This window comes from Bacillus paramycoides, from assembly GCF_038971285.1.
GTDB lineage: Bacteria > Bacillota > Bacilli > Bacillales > Bacillaceae_G > Bacillus_A.
In genome coordinates, this window is record NZ_CP152427.1 from 1,568,324 (window position 1) to 1,582,052 (window position 13,729).

18 protein-coding genes are annotated in these 13,729 nt (G+C 33.3%); 10 read left to right on the forward strand and 8 right to left on the reverse strand.

Annotated elements, in window-relative coordinates; translation table 11 throughout:
- The first annotated feature begins 54 nt into the window (after positions 1 to 54).
- Both AAG068_RS08140 and AAG068_RS08145 read left to right on the forward strand, forming a co-directional pair.
- A complete protein-coding gene (locus AAG068_RS08140; protein ID WP_342718856.1) occupies positions 55 to 900 on the forward strand; it encodes a MerR family transcriptional regulator in 846 nt (281 codons plus the stop codon).
- 130 nt (positions 901 to 1,030) lie between these two features.
- Complete coding sequence (locus tag AAG068_RS08145; RefSeq protein ID WP_342718858.1) at positions 1,031 to 2,386, forward strand: MATE family efflux transporter; 1,356 nt, start codon at positions 1,031 to 1,033, stop codon at positions 2,384 to 2,386.
- Between the two features lie 35 nt (positions 2,387 to 2,421).
- On the opposite strand, the gene AAG068_RS08150 is transcribed toward AAG068_RS08145, so the two are convergent.
- Positions 2,422 to 3,087 (reverse strand): DUF421 domain-containing protein, encoded by a 666-nt coding sequence (locus AAG068_RS08150; RefSeq protein ID WP_342718859.1) that lies wholly within the window; start codon positions 3,085 to 3,087, stop codon positions 2,422 to 2,424.
- 187 nt (positions 3,088 to 3,274) lie between these two features.
- Between AAG068_RS08150 and AAG068_RS08155 the strand changes: the two genes are divergently transcribed.
- From AAG068_RS08155 to nfsA, 3 genes are all read left to right on the forward strand, one after another.
- Positions 3,275 to 3,826: a YdcF family protein gene (locus AAG068_RS08155; protein WP_342718860.1), complete on the forward strand. Its 552-nt coding sequence runs from the start codon at positions 3,275 to 3,277 to the stop codon at positions 3,824 to 3,826.
- A gap of 149 nt (positions 3,827 to 3,975) precedes the next feature.
- Positions 3,976 to 4,293 (forward strand): DUF4870 domain-containing protein, encoded by a 318-nt coding sequence (locus AAG068_RS08160; protein ID WP_342718861.1) that lies wholly within the window; start codon positions 3,976 to 3,978, stop codon positions 4,291 to 4,293.
- Between the two features lie 273 nt (positions 4,294 to 4,566).
- Complete coding sequence (nfsA, locus tag AAG068_RS08165; protein WP_342718863.1) at positions 4,567 to 5,301, forward strand: oxygen-insensitive NADPH nitroreductase; 735 nt, start codon at positions 4,567 to 4,569, stop codon at positions 5,299 to 5,301.
- 194 nt (positions 5,302 to 5,495) lie between these two features.
- On the opposite strand, the gene AAG068_RS08170 is transcribed toward nfsA, so the two are convergent.
- From AAG068_RS08170 to AAG068_RS08195, 6 genes are all read right to left on the reverse strand, one after another.
- Complete coding sequence (locus tag AAG068_RS08170; RefSeq protein ID WP_342718864.1) at positions 5,496 to 6,221, reverse strand: sulfite exporter TauE/SafE family protein; 726 nt, start codon at positions 6,219 to 6,221, stop codon at positions 5,496 to 5,498.
- 126 nt (positions 6,222 to 6,347) lie between these two features.
- Positions 6,348 to 7,568 (reverse strand): MFS transporter, encoded by a 1,221-nt coding sequence (locus tag AAG068_RS08175; protein ID WP_342718865.1) that lies wholly within the window; start codon positions 7,566 to 7,568, stop codon positions 6,348 to 6,350.
- A gap of 19 nt (positions 7,569 to 7,587) precedes the next feature.
- Complete coding sequence (locus AAG068_RS08180) at positions 7,588 to 8,037, reverse strand: ArsR/SmtB family transcription factor (RefSeq protein WP_342718867.1); 450 nt, start codon at positions 8,035 to 8,037, stop codon at positions 7,588 to 7,590.
- Positions 8,038 to 8,165: 128 nt separating this feature from the next.
- On the reverse strand, positions 8,166 to 9,380 hold the full coding sequence (locus AAG068_RS08185) for an MFS transporter (RefSeq protein WP_342718869.1): 1,215 nt from the start codon (positions 9,378 to 9,380) through the stop codon (positions 8,166 to 8,168).
- A 7-nt stretch (positions 9,381 to 9,387) separates the two neighbouring features.
- Complete coding sequence (locus tag AAG068_RS08190) at positions 9,388 to 9,855, reverse strand: VOC family protein (RefSeq protein ID WP_342718870.1); 468 nt, start codon at positions 9,853 to 9,855, stop codon at positions 9,388 to 9,390.
- A 166-nt stretch (positions 9,856 to 10,021) separates the two neighbouring features.
- Complete coding sequence (locus AAG068_RS08195; RefSeq protein WP_000120179.1) at positions 10,022 to 10,141, reverse strand: YjcZ family sporulation protein; 120 nt, start codon at positions 10,139 to 10,141, stop codon at positions 10,022 to 10,024.
- A gap of 239 nt (positions 10,142 to 10,380) precedes the next feature.
- Here AAG068_RS08195 and AAG068_RS08200 point away from each other — a divergent pair, with 239 nt between their 5' ends.
- On the forward strand, positions 10,381 to 10,599 hold the full coding sequence (locus tag AAG068_RS08200; protein ID WP_342718879.1) for an aspartyl-phosphate phosphatase Spo0E family protein: 219 nt from the start codon (positions 10,381 to 10,383) through the stop codon (positions 10,597 to 10,599).
- 51 nt (positions 10,600 to 10,650) lie between these two features.
- Entirely contained in the window at positions 10,651 to 10,839 is a 189-nt protein-coding gene (gene hfq / locus AAG068_RS08205; RefSeq protein ID WP_000400658.1) for an RNA chaperone Hfq, read from the forward strand.
- 27 nt (positions 10,840 to 10,866) lie between these two features.
- On the opposite strand, the gene AAG068_RS08210 is transcribed toward hfq, so the two are convergent.
- On the reverse strand, positions 10,867 to 11,469 hold the full coding sequence (locus AAG068_RS08210) for an HD domain-containing protein (protein ID WP_342718880.1): 603 nt from the start codon (positions 11,467 to 11,469) through the stop codon (positions 10,867 to 10,869).
- 171 nt (positions 11,470 to 11,640) lie between these two features.
- Between AAG068_RS08210 and AAG068_RS08215 the strand changes: the two genes are divergently transcribed.
- The 3 genes from AAG068_RS08215 (at position 11,641) to AAG068_RS08225 (ending at position 13,692) form a co-directional block, all read left to right on the forward strand.
- Positions 11,641 to 12,474, forward strand: coding sequence for a flagellar motor protein MotP (locus AAG068_RS08215; protein WP_342718881.1), 834 nt, complete (start codon positions 11,641 to 11,643; stop codon positions 12,472 to 12,474).
- A gap of 22 nt (positions 12,475 to 12,496) precedes the next feature.
- A complete protein-coding gene (locus tag AAG068_RS08220; RefSeq protein WP_000977942.1) occupies positions 12,497 to 13,174 on the forward strand; it encodes an OmpA family protein in 678 nt (225 codons plus the stop codon).
- 149 nt (positions 13,175 to 13,323) lie between these two features.
- Positions 13,324 to 13,692: a response regulator gene (locus AAG068_RS08225; RefSeq protein WP_000940576.1), complete on the forward strand. Its 369-nt coding sequence runs from the start codon at positions 13,324 to 13,326 to the stop codon at positions 13,690 to 13,692.
- Positions 13,693 to 13,729 lie beyond the last annotated feature (37 nt).

Below are 13,729 nucleotides of genomic sequence, written 5' to 3' on the forward strand. Positions count from 1 at the left end.
TTGAAGACAGAATGAACATATAATGAAATAAATAGAAATGGAAGGAAATAAAAGATGTTATTAAACAAACGCTTTACAATTGGAGAAATGGCAAAAATGCATAATATAGCGGAATCTACTTTACGCTATTATGATGAGAAGGGAATTTTTCATCCGTCCACTGTGGACCCGCAAACAAATTATCGTTATTACACAATCGATCAATTTTCACTATTAGATACGATTAAGTTTTTACGCCAATTAAACATTCCATTAAAGGAAATTAAAAAATATATTGATGAAAGAAATCCAGCATATGCACTCAATTTACTGGAAAAACAACAAGAGATGATGTTGAAAAAACAAAGAGAAATTGAGTATGCTTTGGCGAAAATGGAGCATAGAATTCATTTAATTAAGGAAGCAACAAAAGCAAAAGCTGAACAAATGGTAATAAAAGAGATCCCGCAGCGAAAAATAACAGCTATTGCGGTTGCCCCGAATACGACGGATGATATGTTTGAGTACTACATTCATTCGTTGCAAAAAAATATGAGGCAAATGGATGATAGCTTATTTTCTGGAGATATCGGTGTAACAGTCGCGAAAAAAGGATTAATGCAAAATGAGTTTCAAGCATATAGCAGTGTTTTTATTCTTTTGGATTACATGCCTTTTCAAGTACAGAGTTCAGATGAAATTAAAGAAGGTATGTTTGCCTGTGTATATCATCATGGGCCATATGAAGAAACTGATGAAACATATAAGAAGCTAATGAAATATATTGATCAAGAAGGATACGAAATAAGTGGAGATGCAATTGAGATTGCATTAATTGATTGGTCTGTAACAGAAAATCCAGAGGAACAAGTAACAGAAATTCAAATTCCTATAATAAAAAAACAAAGCAATAATTTGTAGGACTCGTATCATTACAAATTGGCATGAAACACGATAAGTAAGTTACCTATTTTTTAAATTCTCTATTGACCTTCAAGTTACTTTAAGGTTTAAACTGAGAAAAGAGAGTTGAAAAAAGGAGCAAAATAGTATGGAAGCAACAGAAAAATTAAGAGAAAAACCGATAAAGAGCTTATTTATTTCGTATTTGATACCAGCCGTTCTAGGAATGGTATTAATGTCGGTTAACATTGTAATTGATGCGGTTATGATTAGTAGGGGAGTTGGAGCAAACGGATTAGCAGGAGTAAACGTAGCTATTCCAGCCTTTTCAATTTTCTTCTCGATTTCATTATGGATTGGAATGGGCGGGGCAACGTTATATTCCATTGCATTAGGTGAAAATAAAATAGAAAGAGCAAGGTCTATTTTTACTCAATCCATGACGGTAGCAGTAATTATCGTAGGTGTATTAGCAGCGATTTGTTTATGGAGAATAGAAGATTTAGCATACTTATTCGGTGCAAACGAAGTGATTTTACCGTATGCGTTAGACTATTTACACGTATTATTGACATTTGGAATGATATACGTTTTAGAAAATATTTTAAGTACGTTTATACGAAATGATGGAAATCCTAATTTAGCAATGGCAGGTTTAGTTGTAACGGCTGTATTAAATATAGTGTTTGACTATATCTTTATTTTCATCTTTGGATGGGGCGTAACTGGTGCTGCTTCAGCGACTATTCTTTCGGCAGCCGTTGGTTTCCTTGTATTATTATCACACTTCTTTAGAAAAAATAGCATTTTAAAATGGACGAAATTCCATTTTGAATGGGATACAGTGAAACAAATTATGATTATAGGTTTTCCAAGCTTTACAGCTGAAAGTACGGTTGCAATTGTAACAATTGGTTTTAATATTGCGTTCGTTCAATATGCAGGAGAAGTAGGGGTTGCGTCCTATGCGATGGTGAATAGCATCCATGCGATGACATTGCTACTATTCTTCGGTGTTGGTGCAGCGTTACAACCAATTGCTAGTTTCCACTACGGTGCGAATTTATCAGAAAGATTGCGTGAAGGATTGCAGTTCGCTGTGAAAATTGCAGTTGTACTTGGAGGTGTGGCAATAATTGTCGGATTATTCTTCGGGAAATATATTATTGGTTTATTTGATGTCCAATCTCCAGAGTTATTGGAAATAACATTAACGGGTATGAGCTTGTTCTTTATCCAATATGTATTTTTAGGCTATAACATTGTGTATGGGGAGTACTTCCAATCAGTGCGACAAACGACGAAATCAGTACTTATTATAATGAGCCGAGGGTTGCTATTTATTATTCCATTATTATGGATTATGCCGAAATTATTTGGGATAAACGGAATTTGGCTCGTTATGCCAGTAGCGGAAGTATTGACAGCGATTATCGTATTTACGATGAATCGTATGAAACATCCTGTTCCATTAAATATGACGGGAAAGAAAGAAGCGATATAATGAAGAAAATCCCCTTAAGAAATGAAGGGGATTTTCTATTTTTTTACACTAATAGCAAAAGATCCATCTGTTTCTTGAACAGACGCGAAAGCAACGTTTTTAATATTTGTAATTCCTTTTTCTTTTAACTCTTTATATAACCATTTTTTGTCCTTATGAATTAACTTTAAGTTATCGTATTGAATTTGTGAATCAACGATAAGGGCAATTGGTAATCCGGCATATGTAACATCTATGTTCAAATCTTTCGGAGTTAATGGTACAAGTTCGCGCTTTGGTAAAATACTAATAGCACCATTTGCTTCTAAAATAGCATATTCAATTTCGTGAACACTTGGATATCCTGCGACGCGAAGGTTAGAAAGAAGTTCAGCGATTGGATATCTACTTTTTTGTAAGTTCTCAAAAATAATGTCACCATGTTTAATTAAAATAATTGGGTGCCCCAGAATAAAACGATTTAGTTTGTTTAGTAAGCTTAATTTTGTAAGAAGCAAATGCAAACATGTAATAACGACCATACCGAGAAAAGCTTGTAAAGCACCAGAGACAGGTATGGCCTGAAAAGCTAAATAAGATAAAAAGATAATAGCACCAAAATCATGAGGCGTTAGTTGTGCTAAAGCTGATTTACCGAGTAACTTGAGTGATAGTAAAAATAAAATGAAAAAGAACGATACGTTACATAAAAAGAGAAGCAATAGAGACACTCCTTCGTGCAAAGTTGTACTTACTGTTCCCGAAAGAAATATAAATATTACATTCCAGAGGATAAATTAGGATGAATTGGAATTTGTCTGTATACAAACAAATAAATGGATATTATCATGAAAGAAGCAAAGACCATAGGAGTATATGGATATGAAAAAGAAGAAAATAATGAAGTATATGATAGGCATTATAATGGTTTGTGCCGTTTATGTGGGATTTTTACAATATAACATTTATAAGCATGGACAAATGAATGCGACCTATGATGCGGATTATATAATTGTATTAGGATCGAAAGTAAACGGAACGAAACCATCGTACTCATTGCAATATCGTATTGATAAAGCAGCTGACTATTTAAAATCACATGAGAAAACAATTGTTATTGTGTCTGGAGGGAAAGGAAAAGGAGAAGATATTTCAGAAGCATTAGCAATGAAAAATGGATTAATGAAGCTAAAAATTGCAGAAGACCGCATTATAATGGAAGATAAGTCAACGAGTACAGATGAAAATATTAAATTCTCAAAACCTTTAATTCCGGACAATATGAAAAAGGGAATGATCGTAACAAATGACTTCCATATGTTTAGAGCGAAAAAAATAGCAGCAAAGCAAGGTTTACAATTAGAAGGTCTTCCGGCCGAAACGCCGAAGCGAATTGTCATTCCATCGAATATACGAGAGTATTTAGCTATTACGCAATATTGGTTTATGAATCGAATATAGAGAAAAATAATTCCGTTTGGAAGTCCAAGCGGAATTATTTTTGTTGGAAATCTTACAAATATGTCATGTTCATGAAAGGTAAAGCGATAGTTTCTAGAATGGATTCCTGACATAATGAAGATAACAAAAACTATTTAGAGGTGAATCGGATGAAAGGAAATAATATATTATCTTCACTATGTTACTTTAGTATCTTTTTTGCACCATTTTTACTACCAATTATCGTGTACTTCGTTGCGGAGGATGAAGTGAAATACCACGCGAAAAAAGCATTTTGGTCACATATTTTCCCGTATGCAATTTTAGTTGGTGGATTAGCAGTATCGGGCATATATGGTTTAAGCTTCAATCAATCTGATGGTGCTGGAATTGGGATCATGATCACATATGCAGTATTCATTCTTGTAGGGATTTATTACTTCATTTGGAATATCGTAAAAGGTATTAAAGTTTTGAAAATGGCGTAATAAGATACGGAATAATTTGATTGGAGTTTGTCGTTATTTGTCGGCAAGTCGATATCCCTTGTCGAATCGTCGATATATTGGAAAAATCGTTGATATAGTGCAAGGAATCGTTGATATATTGAAATAATCGTCGGTATAATTTCATTTACCGTAATAATATATATGTTAAAAAGAGCACTTCAAAAAAGAATTGCTCTTTTTGTGCTTATAAGTTGTGAATATTGGAAAAGATATGTTAATTTTTCATTATGAAGAGAAAAAGGAGTGTTTTTCATGAATGAGATCATACATAAAATGGAGCAACACGTTTCAGTTCGTAAATATAAAGAAGAATCAATTCCAAAATATGTAGTGGAAAGAATGGTGCAAGCTGCGCAGCATGCCGCTTCCTCGCATTTTGTACAAGCGTATTCTGTTATATATGTAACCGATCAAGACTTAAAGGCTAAACTAGCAGAGTTATCCGGAAATCGTCACGTGAAGGACTGCGCAGCATTCTTTGTTTGTTGTGCAGATTTAAAACGTCTTGAAATGGCATGTGAAAAACATGGTACAGAAATAAAGCATGAAGGAGTAGAAGACTTTATCGTTGCGACGGTAGATGCTTCACTTTTCGCGCAAAACTTAGCGCTAGCAGCAGAATCGTTAGGATACGGTATTTGTTATATTGGTGGTATTCGTAATAATCCGAGGGAAGTAAGTGAATTGCTTCATTTACCTGATAAAGTATATCCTGTATTCGGAATGACAGTTGGTGTACCAGATGAAGATCACGGAGTGAAACCACGTTTACCAGTAGCAGCAATCCTTCATGAAAATGGGTATGATGAAAAGAAATATGATGAATTATTAAACGAATATGATGAAACGATGAGCTCGTATTACAAAGAAAGATCATCAAACAAGAAAAACGTAACATGGACAGAATCAATGAGTTCGTTTATGTCTAAAGAAAAAAGAATGCATATGAAAGAGTTTTTAAATGAAAAAGGACTTAATAAGAAATGAGTAACAAGGCGGATCTGCATGCAGGTCCGCCTTGTTTGGAGGAGAAAGATGATTGTCTTAGAATAAGTATAGGGCAGCTGCTAAAGGGGAATTGAGGATTTAAACGATAAAAAGCGGCATAATAGCCGCTTTTTATCGTTTAAATCTATGAGTTTTTGTACAATTTAAAGCATCTATTGTCTTGAAAAGTTTACTTATAATAAATGCAAACTTTCAATAAGAAGATACATACCTGTACAACTCAAAAGGATGTACGTAAATATTTTAAAAATCCGTTGATTAAGCCATTTGAAAATAATTTGACATATATACAAACCTAGAAATACGATTGGAATAGCATAAAAACTTGATTCCCAAATTGTTTTGTTTGTGCCAGTAAAGAGTATTTGAGTTAGTAGGCTAATGAAATATATAAATAGATAAAAAGCCAATGTAGTTGCTCGTAACTTATCCTTTTTCGTATCAGTTCCTGTAAAATAAAGTAACAGGGGAGGTCCTGGCATACCGATACTTGTCGTTAAAAGACCAGATAATCCGCCAACTATGAAATCTCTAGATTTTGTTGATTGAATCTTAAAGTTGCATATTAGCATCAACGTTAATAGTAAGAGAAGGATGCTAATTGCTAATTTAAATGTGTTGATGTTAATGGAAGTGAAAATGATAATACCAAAAGGAACACCAATTATACTTCCGAAAATTAATCTTTTTAGTAGAATAAAATCAATGTCCATTCTTATTTTCCAGATGAGTGATATAGAAATAATTAATGATAAAATGATATTTATTTGTATAGCTTCTTGTGGTAGAAATAGCATGAGTAAGAAAGGTGTTGCCATAATAGAAAAGCCAAAACCTGTACTTGTTTGTAAAATAGAAGCTACTAATATAATACATATGAAAGTGAATATAATCTCCAAAATAGTCCTCCTACACAATTAGGTCCAATACATATTTTAACATAAAGTGAAACTTTAATCAGTGGGAGGGCTAATGTCCTTTCATACGGGAAAAAAGCGGCAAAATAGCCGCTTTTTATGTTGAATTTAATATTCTAATGATGAACCGGTAGCTTTAAAATATTTTTTTCGTGAAGGCGTCATTACCCGGATTGCTAATAAACAAGAAAGGAAAAGAATGAGTAATGAGCTACTGATTACAGTGATTTGAATGGAAAGAAATTGTGCGGATGCCCCAATTGCTAAAATGAAAAAGATTTGGATGAAATTTTTTATGGAATCAAATACGCTATCAATACGACCTATCATATCTACAGGGATGTTATTTTGATAAAATGTGATAAAGCCAGTACCAGCAAATGATGAAGAAATGCCCAGTAAAATGAAACCGCCTGCCGCGACTATAAATGAATTTGAAAAGGCGAAAATTACATAACCTATTGCTGTAAAAATCATACCGAATCCGATACAATATTGAATTGGTAATCGTTTAGCAAAGAGAGAAACAAGAAGTGAACCGAAAACGTAAGCTGCACCAGTTATACTAACAAGCATGCTGTATTCCATGTTGGATAAAAGCAGTACTTGATTTGTGAATACAACTTCTTGTGAATCGAGCGCCATAGAAACAAGCATAGTGGCTTGAAATAAAACGAATATGAGAATAATGTAAGTTTCAGTTCGAGCAAATGAAAAAACTTGTTTCCAATCACTTCGTAATGTTTGTACGAAAGTATTTGCAACTTCTTCTTTGTGCTTTGTTTGTAGTGTAATGTTTGGCAAGAAGTAAATGAGAATGGTAGAAAGTAGAAAGGAAATTGAGTTGCAGTAAATCACAAAGGATGCTGAGTACGTGGTGAGAAGTATTCCAGCAAGAGCTGGACCGATAATGAAAGCCCCGTTTGTAAATAAGCTATTCCAAGCGTTAAATTGAGCGCGTTCTTCAGCTCGTATGAGCATTGTTTTATAGGTGAATGAAGCTGGATCGAAAAATGATGTAGCGATGCGAGTTAAAAAGATAAAAACATAAATGGCCCAAATAGAATCAAATAGTGGAACACAGCCAATAAGAGCTGCCCGAATTATATCTGTGATGAGCATAATAGACCGTTTGTTTAATCGATCTACTATACTACCAGACCATATTTTTGTAACAACGGTCGCAATTGGACCTACAATCCATAATCCTGCTACAGCAGCAGGGGAGTTTGTGCTATTTAACACCATTACGTTTAAGGCGATGAGATACATAAAATCACCTAAACGAGAAATTCCTGTTCCCGACAATAATAATAATTTATTTTTCATGAGCGGCTGGACCTTTCTTTCATTGTTTTTTAATCCTACAGGAAATAGCGTATTCCTCTTCGGAGTTTGATTGACGAGCGGTTTTGTTTTCCCAGCGTAATAAAACTTGTGAAACTTCCCAAGTAAGCTGTTGTAATTCCTCTGGAGTTAAAAATAAATGAGATACAATATGACTACCTGTATTCGTTCCCTCTGTGCCGCTTTCTTCAATATAGAAGTGAGCAGATTTTACCTTATAATATTTTTCAATAATTCCTCGTTTTTCTTTCGTGTCTACTAATTCAAGTAACCCTCCATCATATAAAATTTGAACGTGATAATGTACGCTACCAGCAGATTTATTTAGTTTAGTAGCTACTTGCTTTGCAGTGAGTGCTTCGTCTTTTAAAAGGTGAAGAATTTGAATGCGAGTTGAGTTGGAAATGAGCTTCTGTTGCTCAGCTGAAATAGTAAGTCTATCGTCAAACATTATGACATCTCCTTTCTTATAATCTAAATTTATTGTACATTCTAAAAAATTAGAACGTAAGGAAAATAAATCGCCTTTTTCCTTTATATTTCGACATAAATAAAAATAGCATGTACATAAACATGCTATTAAATGATAGTAGGTTCTTCACTCAGTTTCCCGCGATAAAGCAGGTAAAGCCATATAAAACTAATAAAAATACAGCATATAGCTAGCAAGGTACCAATAACTTGCGGAGAAAGAATTTCTAAAAGCGCTCCTGTAAAAAACATGGATAACTGAATAAGAGATCCGTAAATGGAATAATGGAATGAAAAAACTTTACCTATCATATTGTCCTTCGTGTAAGTTTGAAGTAATGTCGTATCAAGTGGAACGATGATTCCTCCTGCTATGCGCATACAGAATAGAGTAATGATACCGATAATAAGTTGATCGGATAAAATGAATCCGAGAAAGAAAATTCCTTGTAGGAAGTAGGCCCAACCGAATACTTTTTTCATTTTTTCTTTACTATGAGACATATAAAGAGTAACGAAGAGGCTTCCAATCATAAGCCCAGCCCCTTGAACCGTATATAAAATTCCAATATTGGTGTGGAAAACTTCTTCAGCATAGATCGTTAGTAGTAGTTGATAAGCACCTCCAATCATGCCCCCTGAAATGCCGACAAGAATTAATGTTAAAATGATTTTTGTTTGTAATATGTATGTATAACCATCTTTTATATCAGTAAAAAATGCTTTTTTCTTGTTACAAGTATCATGAGAAGGGACACTCATAGTATAGATAAAATAGGCTGAAATAAAGTATGACAGGCTGTTGATTAAAAAAGCGAACTCAATATGTAAAGATTGTGCAAGGATTCCGCCTAAAGAAGCCCCCATAATAGACATAAAACTATTAATTGTACTAGAAAGAGAGTTAGCAGTTACGAAATGATTTTGGTGTACGATATTTTTTAAGGTTGCTTGTTTAGCCGGCTCAAATAAACAAGAAAGTACGGATAAACATATGTTAGAAATGAAAATAATCTCAATTTTATATAGTGCAAATAAGTAAGTGAGGACGATTATGCCTCGTAAAATATCAGTAAAAATCAGAAGCTTCTTTTTAGAAAAACGATCTACAACTCCGCCTATGAAAGGACTAAGTAGAAGTTGTGGTAAACCTTTACTTATAAAAGTTAGTGCAATCATAAACGGAGATTCCGTTATACTATAGACGAATGTTAATAAAGCTACAGTATGAAACCAATCTCCAAGTACACTTAACGATTGCCCGTAAAATAGTTTTTTGAAGTTATTATTTGTTTTAAGAAGTGCAGAATAAGAAACTGACATAAAAAGATTAATCCTTATGTAATGATGATGCTTGAACTTGTTTTTTCCACTCGCTTAAATATACTTTCTCAGCTGTAGGGAGTCCAACAGGTAATTGTGCAATCAATTCTAAACTATTTTCGTCAGGATCGTTAAAGTATACGGCGGCATGCGCTAATTCTGGAAAAACAATCGGTTCAATTGGTTCCATTCCAAAACCTTTTCGTGCTGAAATGCCTTTTTGGTTTAGCCAGTGTATCGCATTTTCTAAATCATGTAAGCTTACTTGAAAGGCGATGTGTCGTAAAGAGGGGTGATAATTCACTTTGTATTCTGTGCCTTCCCAAAGGCCGAGCCAACTTTCATTTTCTTTAATCCAAAAGAAAGCAATATCATCTCCTCTTTTATATAATTTCAGTCCAAGTGATTCATAAAAAGCTATTGATATCTCTAAGTTACGGACAGGTAAATGTGCTTCGTAAAGACCTTTAATCATTGTAATCCTCCTTAATAAAAATATTTCTTATTTCATAGTAAACGTTTTTTTATTAGTTGAAATCACAAAAAAGAGGGATAACACTTCATACGAAAGTATGAAAAAACAGCTCAAATATGAGCTGTTTTCGTATAGTTTTTCGTTCATTTGTTAAGGATAGGATATACTAGTATCCGTATCCGCCGCCACCCCAACAGCTACATCCGATGATGATTAGAAGGATGAATAGTACGATAAGCAAAGCAAATCCACCGCCAAAACCAGCGCAACTTCCACCATAGCTCATATGTTTTCCTCCTTTTGAGTAAGTTAATCTATATAATTCATGGACTACTGTATACAGTATGTTTTTTCTATGGAAAAGGAGCCAGTCTCTTTTGTAATTAGACAAACGCCTGTATGGTCATTTTGATTGTATATTGTGCTAGGGATATGGGAAGAAATCGTTACGTATTTTGTGATTTGTTCATAAAAAAATATAAAAATTGTAAAAAAAACCATTTATATATTTTTTTATGAGAGGATTTGTACTATAATTTTACAAGTAATATTATGGGAAAAGGGAGTTTTAGTAAAGAGATGGAGATGGGAAAATTATACAATAAAATAGAAAACAAAAAGAAAGAACTAATTCAACTTGTGGCTAGACACGGATTGGATCATGATAAAGTTTTGTTATTTAGCCGAGATTTAGATATACTAATTAATAAGTTTATGAATGTAAAAGATAAAGTACATAAATAATTTGTAGTTTTTTATATTAAGATTTTTTATAAAAGAAGGAGAGAACAGTATTTGGAACATTTACAAGAAGAGCTGTATAAACAAATAAAAGAAGAAAAAGGTATTGTTACAATTTTTTTAAAGAGTGGCGTTAGAATAGTAGGAGAAATTGTTGCGATAGACAAATTTACTGTTTTAATGTTAGTTGATGGAAAACAACAACTTATTTACAAGCAGGCTGTATCAACAATAATGAAATAAGACACTCATATTGAGTGTCTTATTTCATTATCTTTTGCAAGCTTCAACGTCAATGCCGGCAGCTAGTAATTTCTTTTCTCCATCTTGCTCGATGATTTTTTGTAATTTAGATAGGAAAGAATCAAAGTTTGTATGCTTTGCTACTTGGAATGTCATTTTATGCTCAATTGGTAGCCACGTATCAATATCAGCTTCGTTATGCTGAATTTTCACCTCAAGTTTATCAAGTGCGTTAGCAACTTTTGCTTCATACGTTTCTTTCGCTTCAAACTCCATCCATAAATCATATAATTCCTCACCGAGAGAACCTTTTAATGTTCGTTTAATATTTAAAATTGCTTCTTGCTCATTTATTTGTTTTTGTAATTGTAATTCATGACTATTCATTGTATCAAAAGCAGGAATATCACCAGCTTCTGCCTCGACTAGGTCGTGAATAATAACCATTTTAAGTAATTTTTCAATATTTACTTTTTGATCTAAATAAGGTTCAACTAAAATGGCCATTAGAGACATGCGCCACGTATGTTCAGCTACACTTTCTTGACGTCCATTAGAAAGCCAGCTATGTCGCATTTCATATTTTAGTTTTTCTGCTAGTGCAATGACTTGTAAAATGTTATGTTCCATCGTGATCCTCCTCATATTTCCATACTATAATTCTAATATGGAAAAGAAATGTGTCAATTCTATGAGTATATTGCGATAAATAGATGATAAGCGTATAATACTTATTATATGTGAAAACGCATTATTAAAATAAAAAAATGTTTTATAAAAATGAAAAGGAAGGGCAGGAATATGGGAGACGAAAATCAAGTGTTTGCTAGACCAGAAAGAAAAAAAAGGAAGTTTGATATTTCTAGCCCAGTGGGCATAATAGTAGGTTTTGCTATTGTAATAGCAGCAATTATGCTTGGCGGCGGTGGAATAAAAGCTTTTAAAAACTTTTTAGATGTTTCATCTATTTTAATTGTTATAGGGGGAACAACAGCGACAATTGTTGTGGCATATCGATTTGGAGAAATAAAAAAATATACGAAAAGTATTTTTACTGTTTTACATAGAAAAGAAGAAGATTTAGAACAGTTAACGGATTTGTTTGTCGATTTTTCAAAAAAGTCTAAAAAAAACGGCCTGCTTTCTTTAGAAGTTGATGGAGAGCAAGTAGACAATCCTTTTATTCAAAAAGGAATTCGATTAATGTTAAGTGGTTACGATGAAGATGAATTAAAAGAAGTGTTAATGAAAGATGTTGAAACGGAAGTGTATGAATTAAGAAAAGGGGCAGTATTATTAGATAAAATTGGCGATTTCGCTCCAGCTTGGGGCATGATAGGGACTTTAATCGGTCTTATCATTATGCTTCAAAACTTACAAGACACATCGCAAATTGGTACAGGGATGGCAGTTGCGATGTTAACGACATTGTATGGGTCAGTACTTGCAAATATGATTGCAATCCCTCTTGCTGAAAAAGTGTATCGTGGTATTGAAGATTTATATACAGAGAAGAAGTTCGTTATTGAAGCAATTTCAGAATTGTATCGCGGACAAATTCCTTCTAAATTAAAGTTAAAACTAGATACATACGTATACGAAACAAAGATAAAAAAAGTAAAACGAGCAGCCTAATATTGCAAGGAGTGGTATGGTTATGATGAAACGACCGCAAAAGGGATCGCCTCGTTGGATGACGACTTTTACAGATTTAACGATGTTATTATTAACTTTCTTTGTATTACTAGTTGCTACTTCAAAGCAGGATGCAGTAAAATTGTCAAAGATGCTTGAAAAGTTTAGTGATACGGAGCAAGTAGATGCAAAAGTAATGGAAAATACAATACCAGATATTTCACATGAAAAAAATGATGAAAAAATGATCTCGAAAAAAAGAATGGATGAATTATATAAGAAGTTAAAAGCATATGTAGATAATAACGGTATTAGTCAAGTGAATGTATATCGAGAGGACACAGGGGTAAGTGTCGTTATAGTAGATAATTTAATATTCGATACGGGTGATGCGAACGTTAAACCGGAGGCGAAAGAGATAATAAGCCAATTAGTTGGATTTTTCCAATCGGTACCAAATCCCATTGTTGTAGAAGGACATACAGACAGTAGACCTATTCATAACGACAAATTCCCTTCAAACTGGGAATTATCTTCTGCACGAGCGGCAAATATGATTCATCACTTAATTGAAGTGTATAATGTGGATGATAAAAGGCTAGCTGCGGTAGGATATGCAGATACCAAGCCAGTAGTACCAAATGATTCACCGCAAAATTGGGAAAAAAACCGTCGCGTTGTCATTTATATAAAAGAATAGTATATTGTTATTTTGATAATAAATAATAAAAATACGAAAATTCTTTTAAAAAAATATTAAATTTTATCATTTTATTTTGTATAATGAGTGAGAATGATAAGGTTAAATATTAAGATATACTTATACATAGAAGGAGAGAATCAAAAAGAATGGCACATAAAATTTTAGTTGTAGACGATGCGATGTTCATGCGAACGATGATTAAAAACTTATTAAAAAGTAATTCTGAATTTGAAGTAATTGGAGAAGCGGAAAATGGAGTAGAGGCAATTCAAAAGTATAAAGAACTTCAACCTGATATTGTTACATTAGATATTACTATGCCAGAAATGGACGGACTTGAAGCATTAAAAGAAATTATTAAAATTGATTCAAGTGCAAAAGTTGTTATTTGTTCTGCAATGGGACAACAAGGTATGGTATTAGATGCAATTAAGGGTGGGGCAAAAGACTTTATTGTAAAGCCATTCCAAGCAGATCGCGTAATCGAAGCTTTAACAAAAGTAGCAAACAGCTAATATAGAAGGGGTGCCACAAGGAGTCTAAACATTGATA

What these genes read in the sequence shown, in the direction of transcription:
- AAG068_RS08220 (WP_000977942.1), top strand. Translation starts at nt 12,497, where the DNA reads ATGATGAAACGACCGCAAAAGGGATCGCCTCGTTGGATGACGACTTTT.
- AAG068_RS08210 (WP_342718880.1), bottom strand. Translation starts at nt 11,469, where the DNA reads ATGGAACATAACATTTTACAAGTCATTGCACTAGCAGAAAAACTAAAA.
- AAG068_RS08140 (WP_342718856.1), top strand. Translation starts at nt 55, where the DNA reads ATGTTATTAAACAAACGCTTTACAATTGGAGAAATGGCAAAAATGCAT.
- AAG068_RS08155 (WP_342718860.1), top strand. Translation starts at nt 3,275, where the DNA reads ATGATAGGCATTATAATGGTTTGTGCCGTTTATGTGGGATTTTTACAA.
- AAG068_RS08145 (WP_342718858.1), top strand. Translation starts at nt 1,031, where the DNA reads ATGGAAGCAACAGAAAAATTAAGAGAAAAACCGATAAAGAGCTTATTT.
- AAG068_RS08185 (WP_342718869.1), bottom strand. Translation starts at nt 9,380, where the DNA reads ATGTCAGTTTCTTATTCTGCACTTCTTAAAACAAATAATAACTTCAAA.
- AAG068_RS08180 (WP_342718867.1), bottom strand. Translation starts at nt 8,037, where the DNA reads ATGTTTGACGATAGACTTACTATTTCAGCTGAGCAACAGAAGCTCATT.
- AAG068_RS08160 (WP_342718861.1), top strand. Translation starts at nt 3,976, where the DNA reads ATGAAAGGAAATAATATATTATCTTCACTATGTTACTTTAGTATCTTT.
- AAG068_RS08175 (WP_342718865.1), bottom strand. Translation starts at nt 7,568, where the DNA reads ATGAAAAATAAATTATTATTATTGTCGGGAACAGGAATTTCTCGTTTA.
- AAG068_RS08225 (WP_000940576.1), top strand. Translation starts at nt 13,324, where the DNA reads ATGGCACATAAAATTTTAGTTGTAGACGATGCGATGTTCATGCGAACG.
- AAG068_RS08195 (WP_000120179.1), bottom strand. Translation starts at nt 10,141, where the DNA reads ATGAGCTATGGTGGAAGTTGCGCTGGTTTTGGCGGTGGATTTGCTTTG.
- nfsA (WP_342718863.1), top strand. Translation starts at nt 4,567, where the DNA reads ATGAATGAGATCATACATAAAATGGAGCAACACGTTTCAGTTCGTAAA.
- AAG068_RS08215 (WP_342718881.1), top strand. Translation starts at nt 11,641, where the DNA reads ATGGGAGACGAAAATCAAGTGTTTGCTAGACCAGAAAGAAAAAAAAGG.
- AAG068_RS08190 (WP_342718870.1), bottom strand. Translation starts at nt 9,855, where the DNA reads ATGATTAAAGGTCTTTACGAAGCACATTTACCTGTCCGTAACTTAGAG.